Origin of the sequence: Labilibaculum sp. (genome assembly GCF_041595635.1) — a bacterium.
Lineage (GTDB): Bacteria > Bacteroidota > Bacteroidia > Bacteroidales > Marinifilaceae > Labilibaculum.
On record NZ_JBFHJW010000030.1, the window covers coordinates 25,168 to 46,037 of the forward strand.

10 protein-coding genes are annotated in these 20,870 nt (G+C 37.0%); all 10 read right to left on the reverse strand.

Going from position 1 to position 20,870, the window contains the following annotated elements:
- Nucleotides 1–2 precede the first annotated feature (2 nt).
- The 10 genes from ABYT26_RS10085 to ABYT26_RS10130 all read right to left on the reverse strand — a co-directional run bounded on the left by ABYT26_RS10085 (nt 3) and on the right by ABYT26_RS10130 (nt 20,750).
- The gene (locus ABYT26_RS10085) at nt 3–2,747 is read right to left on the reverse strand and encodes a six-hairpin glycosidase (RefSeq protein ID WP_372753455.1); all 2,745 of its coding nucleotides are present in this window, start codon (nt 2,745–2,747) and stop codon (nt 3–5) included.
- Nucleotides 2,748–2,767: 20 nt separating this feature from the next.
- Complete coding sequence (locus tag ABYT26_RS10090) at nt 2,768–5,599, reverse strand: hypothetical protein (protein ID WP_372753457.1); 2,832 nt, start codon at nt 5,597–5,599, stop codon at nt 2,768–2,770.
- A gap of 37 nt (nt 5,600–5,636) precedes the next feature.
- A complete protein-coding gene (locus tag ABYT26_RS10095; RefSeq protein ID WP_372753459.1) occupies nt 5,637–7,088 on the reverse strand; it encodes a sulfatase-like hydrolase/transferase in 1,452 nt (483 codons plus the stop codon).
- 19 nt (nt 7,089–7,107) lie between these two features.
- Nucleotides 7,108–9,126 carry a glycoside hydrolase family 97 N-terminal domain-containing protein gene (locus ABYT26_RS10100; RefSeq protein ID WP_372753461.1) on the reverse strand — a complete coding sequence of 673 codons (2,019 nt, stop codon included), beginning with the start codon at nt 9,124–9,126 and terminating at the stop codon, nt 7,108–7,110.
- Nucleotides 9,127–9,535: 409 nt separating this feature from the next.
- Entirely contained in the window at nt 9,536–13,027 is a 3,492-nt protein-coding gene (locus tag ABYT26_RS10105) for a hypothetical protein (RefSeq protein WP_372753463.1), read from the reverse strand.
- 38 nt (nt 13,028–13,065) lie between these two features.
- Nucleotides 13,066–14,802 (reverse strand): alpha-L-fucosidase, encoded by a 1,737-nt coding sequence (locus ABYT26_RS10110; protein ID WP_372753465.1) that lies wholly within the window; start codon nt 14,800–14,802, stop codon nt 13,066–13,068.
- Nucleotides 14,803–14,963: 161 nt separating this feature from the next.
- Entirely contained in the window at nt 14,964–15,764 is an 801-nt protein-coding gene (locus ABYT26_RS10115; protein WP_372753467.1) for a DUF1961 family protein, read from the reverse strand.
- 45 nt (nt 15,765–15,809) lie between these two features.
- A complete protein-coding gene (locus tag ABYT26_RS10120) occupies nt 15,810–17,459 on the reverse strand; it encodes a hypothetical protein (protein ID WP_372753469.1) in 1,650 nt (549 codons plus the stop codon).
- Between the two features lie 68 nt (nt 17,460–17,527).
- Complete coding sequence (locus tag ABYT26_RS10125) at nt 17,528–19,174, reverse strand: hypothetical protein (protein ID WP_372753471.1); 1,647 nt, start codon at nt 19,172–19,174, stop codon at nt 17,528–17,530.
- A gap of 124 nt (nt 19,175–19,298) precedes the next feature.
- A complete protein-coding gene (locus ABYT26_RS10130; protein ID WP_372753473.1) occupies nt 19,299–20,750 on the reverse strand; it encodes a glycoside hydrolase family 30 beta sandwich domain-containing protein in 1,452 nt (483 codons plus the stop codon).
- Nucleotides 20,751–20,870: the final 120 nt, after the last annotated feature.

Consider the following 20,870-nt stretch of genomic DNA (forward strand, 5'->3'; position numbering starts at 1 on the left):
ATTTAACGTTTTCTTTTCAACAATTTAATTTCTCTTAAATCACCCGCACTAAATTGCTTTTGCTTTTTACCTACTGTAATCGTTACATCTACCTCGTTATTTAAATAAAATACGCCTTGTTTCATTTCCAAAACGACATTTCCTTTTTCTGTAGTGGAAATAGCATATCCATTTGCCACTAGCTGAGTTCCATTACCCATGAACAACACAAAATCGTCGTTCTTTTTATTGCCAACCAAAGCATAAGTCGCATCACTTGATTGATCTTGGTAACTAGCCATTTTTCCATTGTAAGATGAAAACACAAGATCTTCACGACCCGATTTATGAGTGATTTTCAGACCTGCAAAGTCTTTATTACCATTTTCATCAGCGAAAGCTTTTATACTTTTAATACTCTTTCCTTCGGTCGAGGTAAAGGGTTCGTACACCGAAATAAAAGGATGCTCCCAAGCTTCGCCATGCTGACGAGCCGCTAGGGTTAAATATGGCTCATGATCAATATCGTAAGGAATACCTGTTTTATCCTTAAATGACTTACAGGAAGGCGATTTGATAGAAAAGACCTCGCGACCTTCTGTACCTTTCATCCAAAGGCTCATGAAAACATCTTCTTCACCTTCAGGTCTATCAATTTTCCATTCTGCCTGATAATCGTCGGCAGTACGAAGCGACTTTTTATCCCACATATAATCCAATGCATAAAGGTGACCTCCAGCAAAAGCCATTTCCTCGCTTGGAGTCAATGATAGCGGATTTCCTTTAGTATCAGTAATGGTCATGGTCTGTCCTAAATTGTGATAGAAGTAATCGTGATATACATCTCCCCTGCGTTGTTTTTTAGAACGGAAAATATCGACATAGTAACCTGTTGTTTCTCCTGTATTTACAATACTCACCGTCCTATTTTGGTCACTTTGACTTTCTGGCTCTAAAAAGTAAACATCAGAATAGGTAATATCCTTGTAAAAGCCTTCTTTTTGCTCTGATTTTGGGTACTGTCCCATTAAATCGAAAGCATGATAACTTAACATTTCGGTGTAGGAAGAAATTCCATCGACCATTACGGTATTATGGGCTGGAAATTGAGAGTAGTACTCCAAATAAACAGGCTGAAGATAGCCCGCTCCTTTTCCAGGATCGGCTCCTTGTACTAAACCTTTTCCATACAGTTCCATGCTGATACCATTGGCATGCATGTGATTTCCCAAAGATCCGTTTAAGGAGACCATTAAGCCCTCTTTGCCAGTGCCCATACGTTGTACATGCCAACTAACATTTGGTGCATAAAAAGTTTGAGTCAAATAATCGCCCAATACTCCTTTTTTATAGTTTGGATTCAACTCTAAAGGTTTATTTGCAAAAAAGGACGATACATTGGCTCTTGGTTTAGATGCCTTGGCATTCTTACCTGCATTAGCGCCGAACAAACGATACATCGCCGTAAATTCCTCTTCTTGCTTTGTATTATGATATTTCTGGGCAAGATGTATCATATCTGCCATTGGCTCGGTAGAAACGTGATCGTAATAAGAATCTCCAAAAGCTACTGCTTGTCCGTTGGGGAACAAATATTGCGGCAACATTTTTACCGCCTTATCCATCACTGGTGTGTAAGGCAAAATGTTATGATCGAAAGTAGTATCGAAATCGCGAATAAAAGCCATCAATTCTTTGGTCACTCCTTGAGAATAACCTGGACATTCGGCCCAAACTCCATTGCTTTCGTCATATCCATAATCCAATAATTTAACCATGGACCATTGACGTGGTGATGTTACATTTAAAATACTATTGATGTAATACTCACGACCTTTTTGATCTTCGTAGTTTTTATTATCACGCAAAACCATGGCTGCCTTCAAAATGGTATTTGCCTGATGAAGATTCCAATTATTTTGTGGCACTCCATTTTTTATCACCTGATCAGTCCAACGCTTAATGGTTACATCGTAATTGTCAATTTTATCGGCATGATTCGCTTCAATATAAGGATGCAAAAAATCGTACAGCTCAGAAATCTCTTTCAAAGCTTTTTCATGAATCACTTGAAAACAAGTAAAACCGATCAGTGTTTGAATGTGTCCATTCATTAAGTCAACAGGTTCGCGACGATAGTACATTCCAGCCATATAGGTATTGAATACCTCGAAAGCAAATTTGGCAAAACGCTCGTCATTCTCCAACCAATAGGTAAATGCGGCATCGCGAGCTAAGCCAATGATCTCCTCATTTATTTTATGAATAATTCCTCCTGTTTTTGATGCTTCTGCCCATTCGAAAGGATTTCCCTCTTTACTACAATTTGGCAAATACACGCCACGCTCATCATCCATGTATGGAATGATATCTTCCAATTTTGGTCTTCCATAAACTGTTGTATAATCGCGAGAACCGGTAAAACGAACCGTAGGCACCGGCGCTTCCCCATCGGAATGCGAAAAGTAAATTCCGTTTACATATTCATTGATTGCTTTGGTTTTCCAATGCATTTGCAAACGCGAAACCATCCATTCCGGATCATCGATATACATGTCAATACGCTGGTGAATCCCTGATAACACATCCTGGGCCCAGGCTTCTTGTTGAATAGTCTCTTCCAATGCTCCTTTTTCATCCTGCGTGATATACAACCGAGGATAGCCTTCATGCAGATGTTCAGGAAGCGGAATTAAATGACTATCCTGTGCCTTTACGATACTTGCCAAACATGCAAATACAATGAATATTGTCAGTTTTTTTATCATAGTTTAAATATTTTTTACTCTTATTCCGAAACAATAATTGATTTACTATAAGCTTTCTCTAACCTAAATTCTATTTGATTTGGGTTATTCCTGTTGATATTTCCTTTTCGTTCTACAAAGCTTCCATCCTTGCCAAACAAGCGAATCTTTGATGGTTTAAAATCACTAATAATCGGAACTTTGATTACAAGAGGCGCATCATTTTCAAGCCAAAATCCATCCTCTTTCTTTTCGATGGAAACTGTTGCAGATTGATTAACAGCTAACACTTCCCATTGCTTGTATTTAAATTGAAATACTCCTGAAACAAAAATAAACTCAGGCATAACTATTTCTTTCTTTTCCCTGACGATAGACAATAAACCTTTCTGATAAAATGTTTTGTTGGATACTACATCATTTTCAGAAGGAGTCGCTAGAATTAAATCATTTGTAACAGCGTCGGAATGAGTAATCATAATTTCCTGACAATCACCATCAACGTTCCTGAACTGAACATCTTTAATGGGATTGATTCTATTTTCGAAATATGGATTAAAAACCAGTACAAATGGTTTGTGCCAAGCCTCCTGATCTCGTTTAAGAATCAATGTTGGCATTTTTTCACCTATCAATGATTTTGGCGCAGTACCTGTACCTTTAGATATCGCATTACTCTTTGGACTTTTAACGGAATATATCGTTTGGCTTTTATCCCCTTTTATCCAAACTTTCATGAGGTTATTTGGCTTAAGCTCCTCTTCAATTGTAAATAAAGCCTTTACATCTTCTCCATAAGCAACTGATTTTTTATCGCTTAAATAATCATAAGCTTTTAACTGACCTTCTTTCGAAGTTAAATCACTGGTTTCATGAAGTTTTAATGTTTGATTATCCTTACTTAACAAATCGAATGAGTGTGCCAGGTTATGGTAAAAATATTCATGTTTCTGTTCTTCTTCATCCTCCGTTTTCGATCTGAATAAATCCAACACATAAGCTTTACCTGTTGGTGTATTAATTATAGCCGATAATCGTTGTTGTTTAGCTTTTGTTTTAGGTTCTACAAAAGAAACCTTAGAAAAGGAAATCTGCTTAAAAAGAGGATCTGACACAGCTGATTTTGGGAAAGAATTATCCAAACTAAAGGGATGATAACTACGCATGTTTGAATAGTCGGATATCCCATTTACCACCACCGTGTTGTGCGCTGGCATTTTTGCATAGTATTCCTTAAAGTCAGCACTCCAATAGCTTCTGCCTCTGCCCATATCTGGACCGTGAACATAGTTATTTGCAAACAATTCCATAGCAATACCATTTGTATGTGCATGATTACCAAAAGAACCCACCGTTGAAACCATAATGGCTTCATCTCCTTTGCCCATTCGTTGAACAAACCAACTCACATTGGGTGCATAAAAAGTTGGCGTAATTAAACCTGAGCTTTCCAAATCTGCTTTTGACTGAACATCGCATAGCTCATCTACATAAAAACACAATTGAAACAAGCTCTTGGCTCTTCGCTTGTAGGCTCCATTTTCAAGGTAAGGTTTAAGCAAAGAAGTAATCAGCCGCTCTTTTTCTAGATTATCGTATTTATTGTAGTTAGCAATAAGCATTTCAAAATTTTCGAAGGGTATAGTCCCGTGACCTGAATCGCCAAAACCTACATTGTTTCCACTAGGAAAAAGGTATTGAAAACATGCTAATGCTGCCTTTTCAATAATTGGAAAATTAGCCAACTCATTTGCATTTGTTGCATTGTCGAGCAAAGCCAAAATTTCGAGCAAACTTGTATTTACATGCATGGAATATGACGGAGACTCTGGCCAAATACCCGTTTCCTGATCGTACACCAGTAAAGCATCTTTTATGGCAATTTGCCTTGGTGTAGACTCATTATAAGTATACTTTAAATAATACTGCTGCCCTTTACCGTTTTTGTATTCAAAATCATTATCGAGTGCCAATGCAATATAGGTTAAGAACCTGGCTTGAAATAAATTCCAGTTATTATCTGGGATGCCAAACTTAATAATCTGATCGCCCCATTTTTGCAATACTGCTACCGTCTTACTTAAGTCTTTTTTGTTATTAACAAAATAATTATACAGATAATCGTAGGCTACAGACAAGTGAATAACAGCCTGTTCGTGAATCACCTCGAAGGTTGCCAATCCAGAAATAAACCTCTGGCTTGATTCATCTATTATTTCAGGCGGGTTACGATAATACATGCCATCGATGTAAGTTTTAAACACAGGTTCAGCAAGTTTAGCATATTTCTCTTCTCCTGTTAACCAATATAAAAAAGCAGCATCCTCAACAATAGATAAAATACGGCGGTTAATGCCTTCTATCATATGCCCCGTTTTTGAAGGATGCACCCACTCTTTTTTTCCCGTTTCTTTGTTCTCTAAAAAATAACCTCTAGGATCATCAAAATAAGGCTCAATATCTTCAAGTGCCAGGCCTTTGTAATCGGTAGCCCAATCGCGTGTTCCAGAATACCGCACGGTTGGAACAGGAGCTTCTCCATCAGAGTAAGCAAAATCACCTCCGCGCAAGTAGACATTTGAATGCTTGGTTTTCCAGTTCATCTGCAAACGCGACACCAACCACTCTGGATCATTCTTGCACAATTCCAGGCATTTAGCTACGTTTTCTTTTTTCTTTTCAACGAAGTTTTTCTTCCATTCAGTATTGGAAATCGATTTCTGAAACTCATCTTTTGCATCCTCATTATTTAAGATCCGAGGATGTTTATGCATTTGTGCCATTCCCACAAGCGGAAACACTAACAATAAACAAGTAATTAAGCTCTTCGCTATTTTTGTTTTTAGGGTAAATATCATTGGTTCCCGCTCCATTTATTTCTTTTCTATCTTCATAATTTTGGCTATCCTATTATTTCTGATTCCACAATCGGTAAGGATCGTCGTTCTCTACCATTTGCTCCAACAGCAGCGCTTCCATCTCTTTCAATTTGTCGGTATATTTTGGGTTATTTGCCAAATTGGTTTCCATTTCTCCCGTTTTACCATGTTCAGGTAAATATTCGTTTGGATTTTCGGCCAAATTAAAAAGTTGTGTTTCATGAATGGCTCCATCCATCACATCGTATTTTATCAACTTCCAATCGCCCTTTTTAACGGTACGCATTCCTGGCTTTGTTCCCCCGCAATACACACCATACATTACATCTCTAATGGTATTTTCTTTTCCTTCCAAAACTGACTTAAAGCTTTTTCCTTCTACCGTTTCAGGTATTTCCAAACCTGCCAAATCGCATAAAGTAGGCAATACATCTAGTAAATAGATATTTCCTTTCACGCGAGTTCCTGCTTTAATTCCAGGACCATTCACAATAAAAGGAACTCTCCATGTGTGCTCATATAAATTTTGTTTTCCCATAAAACCATGTCGCCCAATAGAGATTCCATGATCGGCAGTATAAATAATGTAAGTATTATCCAACTCACCCATTTCTTCCAATTTTTTCAGCACTTTACCTATTTGGATATCGATGTTCTCATCACAAGCATATTCTCGTCCCAACTCATTTCTGATAGTTCTTTCATCTCTGTTTTTCCAAACACCACTCACACGTTCTTCATCACGCAAGTTTGGATGCCCATGAAAAAATGGCTGTGCAGCAAGGTAATTATCCTGCAATTCGGGTTGTTTAGGATTCGCTGGTGGCAAACTGTTCGGATCTTTGTGATTTACAGCTCCATATTTTGCTAATAGTTCTGGTGTTCCGTTTCTAGTATCGTGAGGATGTGAGAATCCGAAGTAGATAAAAAATGGATCAGTCGTTTTTGCATTTTCTCGCTCATTAAGATAATTCAGTACCTGTTTCGAATGCCAAGCACTTCCACTCTCTTCAGTTCCTCCTCTTTTTGTTTTGTCGTGAACCACTGTAAACTGTCTGTTTGCACCAGGATAGGAATTCCCTTTTTTACAAGTACGCATGGTTTTGTAACCTGCCCGATTAAAAACAGCTCCAATGGTCATGGTATCGATAGAATTAAAACTGGTTTGTTTCTGAAACTCTGCACTTGGCGGCAAATGCCAGACCGTACGCCCACTCATAATCATGTGACGAGAAGGCGTACAAACAGCTCCATTCATTGAACCCATATTGCGAGCGCTTTCGAAAACCATTCCTCCTTTGGCGATCTTATCGATATTGGGTGTTTCTAATATAGAAGCCGAATCGTACAGATTTAAATCGAAGGGTGACTGATCATCCACCAAAACAAATAAAAAGTTCGGTTGTCTCACTTCTTTTTTACAGCCTACAAAGCTTATCGCGACAAGCAGAACAGTAACAATTTTAAATACAGATAATTTCATATTTATAAACTTATATTTCTTAATTTTTCCGTTTCAAATGCATAGCAAAACCATTATTGGCTTTTAGATTCAATTGGATAGAACTTTTTGAATTCAATTGTTTCTCTTCAATTTTTACATGTGTTCGAGTTTTAACCTCCTCATCATCAGTATATATTTTTGAAGAGTATTTAACTCCTTCTTTTAAAAATGAAAAATCGATTTTTACTTTATTATCTTTCTCGCCGTTAATGCCTCCAATAAACCAATCGGCGCCTTTTCGGCGCGCTATCACACCTAAGTCTCCTATTTTACATTCTAAGACCTTAGTTTCATCCCAGGTAGTTGGTACATTGTTAAAAAATTCCAATTCAGGCTCATTTCCAATGGTATTGGTATTTCCCCACAGTGCATCGTTTTTAACAGGTGCAGAAGGAGCCTTATCGTACCAATATAGAAATTGAAGTGGACTGAAAATACACACTGTTTTAGCTAATTGAGAAGCATGCGAACCCATTTTCTCAACTCGAGAATTGTAGTAACAAACGGTATTATCCGAAGCTCCTGCCAAAGTACGAGTAAACATGTGGATTAAAGTTTGAGCATTAGTAACTGTAGTTTCATCACCACCAATGCCTTCTTGAGTCAGTAAATTAGGATAAGTTCTGGAAAAGCCGGTTGGACGATATTCATCATGAACATCCATTATCATTTCGTATTGAGCTGTTTTCTGAACCGCATTGTGTAACCATTCAGTTGCATCCTGATCACCAACACGAACAAAACCATACTTTATTCCAGCAACACCCCATTTTTTATACAAAGGCAAAATTTCATCCAATTGTTTTTCAAGAGCACGACGATTGACATATAACATCACCAAAACACCTTTTTCTTTGGCATATTTACAAATTGACTCTATATCAAAAGGACCTTTTGAGCGCTTCGGATCAAGGGTAATAGTCGTTGCATCAGAGCTACTGTTCATTTCGTTTCCATACCATCCGGCATCAAAATGAACGTATTGCATATTGTGTGAAGCCACAAAATCAATTGCCGCAAATGCTCCTTTCGTTGTTAAGGTTCCTTCTCTAAGGACTTTTCCAGGTGTAATCCACGATACATCTTTAATAGCACAAGAATCATTCAAGTTCTGTATCAGATAATTATTTTCAACTAATTTTCCGTGATCTTCTGCCATCATCACTACTCGCCATGGCGATTGAAAAGGAAGCTTTTTTACAATTTTAGAGTGATGACTCCATTGTCCTTCCAAAGCTCCAGTGATGGTATCTTGCATTAATGCTTCCAATTTCCCATCCAGACTAGAAGTTATTCCGAACTTGAACTCTTTACTCACCTTATAACTTAAACGAGCATAATCAACTAATTTAGCCTCTGCCAAAGCAATTTTCACATCCTCACCAATCTCAATTACCAATGGACGCTCACAACCTTCTTCTAATTCCGACAATGGAATTTTACGATATTGTCCTTGTGCTGTTAAAACCCCAGGCTCTCTTTTGGGTGTAGACCAAACCTCATGATCTGCAGTAAAATGGTAGTTAATTACTTCATCATCCAAATTTATCTTTGTAAGCTTATTTTGTTCTGGAATTTCATAAGAAAAAGCCACACCTTCGTTGTAAGCACGACAAATCAAATTAAGTTTGGCTGATTTACTTTCAAAATATACTTTTACTTGATTATAGTTATCAGGAATTGTACTTCGTTCACCAAATTTCGCTGTCCACTCATTACAAACTGTTGATTCTTCAGTTTTCACAATTGAAAAATCAGAATTAAAATCAATATCTGCTGAACGCAATTCCATAATGGAAGGCAAAATAATTTCTTTTCCTTTGTATGAAACTGAGAAAGCAAATCCATTCTTTCCTTCCTTTTCAATCGAAGAAATAACTTTAATTGTATTATTTCCATCTGGGGATAGTAGTTCGATATTTTGTTCAGAACAGCCTACTAGCAATAATCCAATCAGAAAAATACATAAGCTGTTCTTAATTCTCAAAACATTATATTTTGTATCCTTATTTGCCATTTTTAGTATCTAAATATTAATAATAAAAAAACTCACTCTTGTTGTTTCCGCCCCTTAAACGATCAAAAAATATTTCTGCTTTCTATGAAAAACACACCGCTGATCAAACATTAATTTCAAGCAAATTCTTATTTGCATGTACACCCTTAAAATTTGTCCTACATTTTTAAAGACCTACCAAATTCGAATTGAGGATCGTGCTTTAAATACACTTGAAAATTAGCTAAAAACAGACTCGTAAAATCGGAGAAAAAGTTCAAATAATAGGCAGAATGTTGTATTTGGCAACAAACAATAAGCGGAATCGTTAACTTTAGGTTAGGACTCCGCTTTTACTCACTATTTTCACTTATCAACTTAAACTCTTTGTTGTAACTTTTCTAAACAAATATGCTTCTGGAAATTTAGATTATTTTATCTGCTCTTCTCGAATTATTACCCCATCAAGCATTTCCTTAACGGATACATTAATATGTTTCCCGTCCCCTTCCAATTCGGAAATGCTAATTTCCTGAACTCTTCCATCCTTTAACTCAACCACCAATTTGTTCGCATTTACTGCTTTCACCGATTTTATGAGGGGTTCTGTTTCGTAAGGCTCCACAACCGATAAGTAACGAGCCGTTTTTCCCTTGCTACGAACAGCCATGGTTTTTCTACGTTGAGTTTCGTCTCCCAATGGAAAATCACCGCCTAATTTGGCTCTGAAACTTACTGCTTCAATACCCGACAAATCAACAGTAATAACAGCTTCCTCGTTGGTGTTTTCTGGATTAGCTGGAGTAGAATTAACCATTAACTCACCCGCAATTTTTATGGGTCCATCGTAGTAATCAAGTCCTTTTGTTTTAGGCATTTCAACATTCTTGTATTGTACTGGAAGATCTGAAACAAATACTTCGGAACCATCCTTTAAAATTACTTTTGCATCACCCCAGAAAATGGTATTGTTCGATTTTCGACCGGGTGTTTTTGTTACTAAAACCAAGGTCGATTTGCCTTTTATATCCACATTGATTTGCTTACTCCCTAAAATCCAAGCTCCCGTACTATCATTCAGTATGGTTTTATCATCAGCAATTACCGAATACCACAACTGCTTACTAACTCGAAAGCTTTCGGGAGCAGTTCCAATCATCACTTCATTTTGTTGTGGCCAAGCATTAAAAATATCCATTTTTAATTCACCATCTTCACTAAAAGGCATGCGTGCACCCTCATTATCAGCACCTTCACCCCAACGAGTTACAAAACTAGTCCTTGAAGTTCCTGTTGTTTTATACCAATCGCAATCAATAATAAATTGAGAGCTTCCAAGCGGATCCGTACTCATTTGATTATCGTGACGAACATATTCTTTTTCATCAGCAGTAATGCCTTTGAACCCTTTTACCTGCATCAACCAATCGAAAGTATGTTCTTGATCTGACTCTAAATAATCAGCCAAAACTATGTAATCGTCCATCATAATCATAAGACGGCGTTGCAAAACAGGATCAGTATAATCTGTACACAAACCATATTCGGGTCTATCTTCAGGAATTTCGATGCTTTTACCATCTAACCACATTTTTTCTGGAAAATCGATATCGTGCTGACTAGAGTAAATCATACCACCATAAGGAGGATAACTCCAGCGAGTATTGGTTTCAACAGCAGTTGCCTGCATCATATCTCCTGTGTAAAAAAGAGTTTTAAAACTCTCTTTGGGTTCCTGCATTTTCTGATCGACAACCACCATATTTTTATTGATGGAGGTTTGCACCAAAAACTTATACAAATACGACGCATATCCATACCAATACATTTCAGGATTGTAGAAACTTCGACCATAACGCATCATGCTTATAAAGTTGGTTCGATCGAAATGACCATGATGTCCTCCATGAGAACCATAATGCAAAGCAGCTTGAATTTGATCTTTTTGTTCTCTTCCTTTGCTTTGAGAACGAAGTTGAACCAAGCCAATATTATCAGCATAAGCCGATTGTTTCATCTTTTCGGATGTAACGCTTGGCAAATCAGGGACACCGTACAATAAATCTCTTTTAGTTCCTCGATTAATTACCGCTGCATATTCAGGATCACGATATAGGTAATAAGCCAATTCATAAGGCTTCCCTGTCACCATATCTTCTTTGGCATCGTTTACCGCAGGCAAAACACCACGATAATCAAGAAATGGAATTACCGCATCCCACATGTCTTTAATCCCAATATTGTTCTTTTGAATTGTACCCCATTTCATAAATTGCATTCCATGTAACCCACCCACTCTTCGGCTTGGATTCAAAGAAAAATGAGGCGTTGTACCAATGGGAACCTGCATGTCTTTTAAATTGATACCCCAAGGCTGCAAGGCAATGGCAATTTCGGAGAATTCACTAGCTACCCACAAATTATAGCCAACAGCACATTCGTACCACCAACCATCACTCATCACCCCATGGGCAATTTGCTTGTAAATACCAGTTGGCGATTCCAATAACCACTCAATTGAATTCCAATCCTGAAGAGCTAGAGCGCAATACAAAGCTCCGGTAATTTCGGCAACATTCCAATTGCTAATTCCCCCACGAGTATTTGCTTTAATTGTTCTATCAATGAATATTCTGAATGTATTCTCAATAAGTTTATGATCCTCATCAGTCAATAAATCGCAATCGCGAATCATATCATAGGAACGAGCAACACCTTGAAAAAAAACACCTTCGGCAACAAAAGAATTTCCACCACCATGAAGAGTAACTGGATATCCATTTTCAAGACTCGTTAATCTTCGCAAGAGTTTTAAAGCCTTTTTAACGTAGAGTTTATTACCTGTTAATTGCCAGGCAACACCGCAGTCGTACATTCTATCGCCTTCCCCTTTGTTAAAAATCTGTTTATTTCGAACCGCCTTATTCCCTTCGGGTACTTCCCAACTTGAAGCTTTCTCTTCATATTCAGCCAAAGCCTCTTTCGCCCAATCGTAATTTCCGATTTTATCTTTAACATCTTGCCATTTATCAGCTGTAAAAACAAGATTAGGAGTTGGGATTTCCACTGCCGTTGTAAACACAAGTTTCTGTACCGAAGAACCTTTTCCATTGGGAATAATTTTCACAGTTTGCTTTTCGCGAATTCCTTGTGGCAAAGATTTAGGAATACTTACTTCGAGTTTACATACTTTAGTTTCGTTGGGAGCTAGTTCAAAATTTGAAGGTGTTAGAGCCACATTCATTGATTCCCAACCCAGAGTCTCCAACTTCAATTGTACACCCTGTTTTTTATCGGTAGTATTGCCTACTTCGAACTCGTAACTTACATTTTCTCCACCCTTTGCCGAACGACCAAGTACTTTAGCATTTGCAGAAATTAATTCGCCTTTTGTAAGCTGCAAATTTTTAATTTGATAGCTTGAATTGTCTTTTGATTTTACGCAAATCTCCACCTTTTTAATCGCCTGAAGCGTGTTGCCACGTTGCCCCACATTTACATCGAGTAGTTCCCAAGGAATATATACTTTTTGCCAGCCCTGACCACTCACACAAAGGTTAGCAGTATTCACAGGGTTTAGCTCATTAATATCTAGAGAATCTACTTTTAAAACCAGGCTAACTTCGGCCATTGTCTCCGCTTTCAAAAATAGATCGAAGCTTAATCCCGAATAAATACTAAAATCAGCAGCATCGCCATAAAAATCGCGCATTAAACCGGGATATACCCGATTGCAATTTGAATATTCATAAGATATTACTTTTCTATTTTTAAACGTAGCAATTGCATTTTTTACTTTTGATATCCCTTTCCAATCAGAGAAATCAGCTTGTCCAATCTCTGTTTTAAGCTGCGCATTTACTATTCCTGATAATAAAAGAACGACAACTAATATAATTCCCTTCATCTTGTTCTGCTTCATCCTATTTTTTTGTGGTGTCCTATCATTCATAGCTTGATTTATTTCGCACAATTCAAATAAATATCTTGAAGTTGTACCGCATTCCATTCTCCCATAACTGGCTTAATTGAAAGGGTATATTCACCTACTTTGGGAATATCAAATTCACCCAGATTCACTTTATTAAACCTCTTTCTGCTTTTTGTTGGTTCAAGAGTCACTTCACCCGATTGACCTGCTAATGAAAGTGTGAATTTTGATTGTTTTTCTGCAGTATATTTAGATTCAAGTGTAAAAGTTCCAGCTTCTTTCACATTGAAAGTCCAGTAAACCTTTGCTTTTTCGTGATTCCAAGAACCAATACAATTGAATTCAACGTCGTATTCTGCACCGGGAGCATCAAGACTTTGAAATTCTGCTCTTTCTGCTAGTAAGGTAATATTGCCTTTCTCATCTTGCGCAATATCTTTAAGAGGTAAACGATTGGGCAAACTATCCAGTTTTAGTACGATTACAGTAGATACTGTATCAACAGCTTCTCCAGTAAGTTTTACCACTATACCCTCTTTAGATGATTCTGTAAGAAAGCTTCTTTCACTATCTTCCAACAAGTAACAAGCTTCCACATTATTGTTTAAATCCAAAGCAATATCAGCTCCATTTTTCCAATTAAATACGTTTAAATAAAGCGTTGCCTTTTGGTCATTAATTTTCATTGTTACTCTTCCCCACTCTGCTTGTGTACAAGGACTCGCTTGTGTAGCATAAATCGATTCGCTGTTCCGTTTCATCCATTGTCCCATATATTTTAAACGTTCCACCGACTCGGGTAACAAAGTACCTTGTGCTGTTGGACCCACATTTAATAAATAGTTTCCTCCCTTACTCGCGATATCAACTAGGTTACGAATTAAAATTGTTTTTGATTTGTAGTTACGATCATCGCTACGGTGTCCCCAACTGCCTCTTATTGGCATGCACTCTTCCCAATACTTATCTTTGGGTGCTCTGTGTGGAATTCTTCGCTCATAAGTTTTATGATCGCCAGGATAATCTTCTCCTAATCGATCGTTGGTAATAATGGCTGGTTGTAGCGCAGTTGTCACTCGATACAAGCTATCCACCACTTCTTTTCCCATATCACGCGGAGTATCCCACCAAAAGATAGAGATTGGACCATATTCTGTTAGCAATTGATTCACCTCAGGAAGCGCTTTTTCAAGAATATATTCCTCACTACTCACTCGTTTTATTGTTTTATCCCAATTATTACCCATTCCACCAGGATGATGCCAATCTTGCGCCTGAGAATAATAAAATCCAAAACGAAGACCTTGCTTTTGGCACTCTTCAGATAGTTCTTTTAGCACATCACGTTTGAAAGGTGTAGCATCTACAATATTGAAAGGATTGCATTTGGAATGAAACATGGCAAAACCATCGTGATGTTTCGCTGTAATAACAATGTATTTCATTCCTGCTTCTTTTGCCAGGCCAACAAATGCTTTTGCATCAAAATCTGTTGGATTGAATTGTCCAGCAAATTTTTCATACTCGGCAATTGGAATTTTACCTTTATTCATGATCCACTCACCACTATTTGTTTGAGCCTCTCCTTTATAAAATCCAGCAGGAACTGAATAAATACCCCAATGAATAAACATTCCAAATCGTGCTTCCTGCCACCATTCCATGCGTTCTTCATCCGTAATTTCATTACTATCCGATGTAACTTTCTTATTGCAGGAAGCAAGAGTCATCATCAAAAATACAATTGCTATTAATTTCGTTTTCATACTTATTTGCTAATCAGTTGTGGTTCTTTTTTCGTCTTTTTTGTAAGCTTAAAAAGAGATTAAATCACTATACAAAGCGAAAAGCAAGTTAACTCAACAAGTCCTCTTGTAAATTAACTTGCATATAAAAATGAATGAAGAATATCTTGATCGTTCAATTCCTATTTTACCGAAACCTTAAAATCACGATATCTGGCCGAACGGGTAAACATGTGTCGCAGGCCAATTCTACCCTCAAGCGAAGGTTCTTTATCGGACATATCCCAAGTATAAAGTTCATTTTTACCATCGCCAACTACCTGCATGTGTAGTTTCGAATCCGCTTTTATTACAGTTACCTGATAAGGCACATTCGGTAAAAACAATCCCATATTGTAGAAAGAAGGTTCTACTGCCATATCATCGAAAGTGATTCCTTCTTTTACAGGATATTTTCTAACCCTTATGTAATCTTTAGTTGGATCATCGTTTGTCATTGGGAATGCCGCGTAACTAATATGAATTGGATCCATATAGTTGTAGTATATACTCATTGTAGGCACTTCTCTTAACTTATTCCACTTCGAAATATCTTTATCGTAAACTCCTTTTCCAATTCCTTGAGCCTGAATGTAAAGAATGTTAACATTGATTAACTGAGTATCTGTTCGAGTATATTCATATTCAACTTTAACATCGCCCTTAAACGACTGCTTCGTCCACAATACCGAATGATGAGCATTATTTTTATGCTCAGGACCTGCAATGAGATTCATTCCCTTATCACTATTCTCTACCTTTGCAATTAATCCATCTAAAAACCAATTGTCCTGCCAATTTCCCGTGCAAGAATCTGAAAACTGTAGAGACCACTCTTCGGATTCTTTTACTTTTTCAAATTCATATTTTGCATCATAACTACAGCTATAACACATCAGTAAAATAATTGCTGATAATATAGAGTAAGTAAGTTTCTTTTGCATATTGTTAAATGTGTTAATTGACATTAAGGATCTATTAAGATTTTCCTAGTTGATTTGTTCGATCAGCACTACGTTCCAAGGAGCCAATTCTTGTTGAATGATAAGTTCTCCCTTTTCATCCGCTTTAACGAAAGAGGTTTTAAGGTTTTCTGCAACATCCTTCATTACTTTAATCTGCTCGCGTGTTGGAGGTTCTGGTTTGCCCATTTTTTCCCAATAAGATTCTACATTTCCATGATCTTTGTCTAAAATTTCAATTTTAAACATTGTTCCTGGTTTTAAATCGCTAAGTGAAAAGTTAAGTTGTTTAGGCGTTCCATTTACCAATTTTTCGTAGCTCATATAACCTGCAGGAACTGCATCATTTGCTTCTTCAGGATAATTATAGGCCAAGGCAACAATTTTTCCATCGGCAGATTTTCGGCTTACCATTAAATTATCATTCTGGTATATTTTCTCATCACCCAATTGATTCAACATCCGATAAGCATGATAGGAAGGTTTTACCAAACCCTGAAAATTGATCATTCCAAAACCGCCATGAAAAATACTTGCAGCTCCCCCTTTTTCCTCGAAAATATCGGTAAATGTCCAATACGAAAGAGAATTAGTTAATCCGATACAATCTAAATTTGTTTTCACAATATAAGCTGCCGCTGGTAATAAATCGTGCATTTTATCTCTACTACTAGGACTCGTACTCCATTCGGTTAAGTGCAATTCTGCATTTGGATAAGCACTATTTTTCACAATTTTATTCAACCACTCTAAATCTAATTTTGCAGATCCAACAAAACGAGTAAGACCTCTACCTTTACCCGTTTCCGGATTAAAAGCATAATCGGTTGGATAAGGATGACAACTTACGAAATCGACAGGTAGATTTTCTTTCTTGCAATATTTCAAGAAATCTTCGATCCACACACCATGCCAATCAAGAGAATTAATATCTTTTACAGTAAATACTTCTTTCGAAGCTTCACGATCTTCCACTTCTCCATCAAAACGATCATCAGGAACAAAATTACTTGTTGCTGGTCCGCCAACTTTCAAACGATTATCTACCGAACGAACTGCTAGCACCGATTGCTTATACAGTTCGAAGTATTGCGATTTAGTACCATCCCAGAACAATGGATACAAATTAGGTTCATTCCAAACCTCGAAATACCAATTTAGGACCTCATCAATTCCATAACGATCTACACAGTGCTGTGTAAAAGCTTTCACCAACTTATGAAATTCCACAAAAGAATCTTCCTTTGGTGTGATATTGGCTTTCCACCAAAATACAGTTTTCGAATTTTCAGCAGCCATACTTGTTGGAAGAAAGGCAAGTTCTACAAAAGGACGAACATTCATATCCAACATACGATCGAAAACATCATCGATGTATTGCCAGTTGTAAACCGTTTTTCCTTTCTCTTGAAACACTGGAAACATATCATCGTGAAAAAGCCCATGAAAGCGAACGTATTCAAAACCACAATTCTCTTCCACTTTCTCCAATTGCTCTAACCAACCGGCACGCAATGCTTCATTAGCACGACCAGCACCCACACACTTGCTCCAGAAATGCTCGAAAGTAGCTCCTTCCGAATTTGCCGAAACAGTTGCCTTTTTTTGAGCGTTTGCAGCATTGCTATTGGACAGAAATGCTGCAAATAGTATAAATATGATTACTCTAATACGCATTTTTTATATTTTTATTGATAAACTAATTCTCTCTCTTCAATCCTCAAATCGACAATTATTTTATTCTTCTAATTAATTTGCTCGATCAATACAACACTCCAAGGAGATAATTCTTGCTGAATGCTGATCTCTCCTTTTTCATCCGCTTTAAGGATAGAAGTTTTAAGGTTTTCAGCTACTTTTTTCATAACCTTAACTTGTTCGCGTGTAGGAGGTTCTGGCTTACCCATTTTCTCCCAGTAGTTATGAATATTTCCATGATCCTTATCAAGAACCTCTACTTTAAACATAGTTCCTGGTTGAAGATCTTTGAGTTTGAAATTAAGTTCTTTAGCGGTTCCTTCTTCTCGCTTATTATTTCCTCTAGGTACAGATTTGTAATACTCTTCTGGATAGTTATAGGCCAAAGCAATGATTTTTCCATTATCAGAATTGCGACTCACAAAAAGATGATCATCACTAAATAATTTTTCATCACCCAATTGATGCAACATTCTATAGGCATGATAACTTGGTTTCACGAGACCTTGATAGTTGATCAAACCAAATCCGCCATGAAAAATACTTGCCGCACCGCCTTTTTCCTCAAAAATATCGGTAAAAGTCCAATATGCTAAAGAGTTGACTAAGCCAATGCAATCTAAATTCGTTTTTACAATGTATGCAGCAGGTGGAAGAAAATCGTGCATTGCATCTCTACTACTTGGACTGGTATTCCATTCTGTTAAATGTATTTCAGCATTTGGAAATTCACTTCCTTCTAAAACTTTATTTAACCACTGCATATCTTCCTTGGTAGAAGTTACGTGGCGAGATAAATTTCTTCCTTTTCCGCTTTTAGGATTAAATGGAAAATCGGTTGGATAAGGATGACAACTAATAAAATCAACAGGTAATTTTTCTTTTGCACAATAGTCCAAGAAATCTTTAATCCAAACGCCTCTCCAATTCAATGTATTAATATCTTTCACCGAAAAAGCATCCTCAAAACCTTTGTTATTTTCACGCTCCCCATCATAACGAGCATCTGGAACAAAGTTGCTGGTTGAAGGACCTCCAACTTTTAATCGTTCATCAACTGAGCGTACTGCTGTTACCGATTGCTTATACAAAGCAAAATATTGCGATTTTGAACCATCCCAAAAACCTCTGATTAGATTCGGTTCATTCCAAACCTCAAAATACCAGGTTAATACTTCATCAATACCATATCTGTCGACACAGTGCTGAGTAAATGCTTTCACTAAATTGTGCCATTCGCCAAATTTCGATTCATCAGGGGTAATATTGGCTTTCCACCAAAATTGTGTTTTGCTATTTTCAGCAGCTATACTTTTTGGAAAAAAACTAAGCTCGATAAAAGGTCTCACGTTTAAATCTAACATTCGATCGAATAAATCATCGATATATTGCCAGTTGTAAACCGTTTTCCCTTTCTCTTGCAATACCGGAAACATATCATCATGAAATAGTCCATGAAAACGAACCGATTTAAAACCACAATTTTTCTGTGTCAATTCTAATTGCTCTAACCAACCTGCACGCAATCCTTCATTTGCACGGCCAGCCCCAACACAATTACTCCAAAAATGTTCAAAGGTAACTCCTTCGGTTTTTGTATCTATTTCTACCTTATTCTGAGCAATACCAGTTCCTGATACAACAAACAGCATAAGTAATAGTAAAGCTGATATTTTAAGATGTATTTTTTTCATTTTCCCTTGTATTTAAATCTATTGCTTTGTTTCCAGTCCTCAACAATTGTGCTCGCAAAACCTTTACAAACAGAAGTTCCATTCCGTTTGTATAGCAGAATGGAACCTCTAATTAATTTCTAAATTAATTCAACAAAATTGTATTTATAGATACAGCTTCCAAATCGGCTGTAATCGCAATATCACCTACCTTAATGTTTACCGTCTTTGCTTTATCTTCACGATTATAAACCAATAAGATTGTACTACCATTCTGAAGTTTAAATGCCAAATGGTTCTCTCCTGCCGATGATTTCAGATAATGATCGCCAGGCTGTACAAAGTGAGAAAGGTGCTTGAATAAGTAAAACTCATCGTTATAGGTAACTTTTTTAGATTCACTATCGATAACTACCATCGAGTTTTGAGGCCATCCCCATGAACTTTTACCTGTTTCATCTAAAATCATATTCCAGTATAAATAAGATCCTGCACCGTTATTAAAATAATGTACCATCGATTTCCAAGATCTTTCTAATGACGTCCAATCATTTTCCTGTTCGCCACATTTATTCTCTGTCTGCATTAATTTAATAGTTGGGAATTCTTTCGAGATCGTTGGAATTGAACGTTCGCCATTCCACTGAAAACCTACACCCTTGATGTATTTTTTTGCACTTTTATGCTTCAATGCATATTGTACATATCGTGGATCGGGACTATTTATTGTTCCCAACCATATTTCTGTATCTAAACTATCCGCTTCAAATTTAGGACCTAAAAAGTCTCCAATAAAATAGGACATATCTTCAGTAAACCAAGTACAAGCAGGCCAGTTTGGCGCATACAATATTTCATTTTGTGGTTGAATCATGAAAACAGGTGTTCCAGCTTCTTTATAGGCCTTCACAAATTTTGAAAAATACAAAGCATAAGCTTCTAAATAGCGTTTTTGCATTTTAAATGCTGTCGAACTGGTTCTAATTTCTTTACCAGGATCCATTTTATTACCTCCCGTACGACCTTCTCCCATTTCACCTGCTCGCAACGAGTAATGTTCATTTACTTTCATCCATGCTGGAGGAGTCCATGGAGATCCCCACAATTTAAAATCGGGACGACGTTTAAAAGCTTCTTTTAGGTAAGGAATCATTATAAAACGATCGCGGTCGATATTAAAATCTCTCATTTCAAAATCTTCAGGCACATCGTCCATCGAGTAGTAACTTAAAGCATAATCGCTTGCGCCTATTGGCACCCTACCCATTGAAAAATTACAACCTTCTTTACTAAATAAAGCATCAAAGACTTCATTTGCAGCTTCATCGGAAAGTTCCTTAACGGCAGTCCAACCTAGCTCATTAAAAGCTCCACCTATTCCATCAATTACCTGTAATGTACTATCAGCAAAAACGGTAATGTCTGCTTTAGCAAGTTTATCTTTAGTAAGACGAACTGCCTTCTTTCCCTTCACCCATCTAGCCGATGATGTAGTGTAGACTAAATCTACCTTCTGCGCATGTGTTATATTACCTATTGCCAACAACACCAACAGCATGATCAATTTTATATTTACATCACAAAACTTGTTATTCATAATTCATTTTTTAATAAGTGATATCAACCTATTTTAACGCTTTCAAATAGATAATTTCTCGCAATAATTCCTTTATTCTTTTTCTGAGTCTTCAATTTTCTTCAATCGTAACAAAGCTTC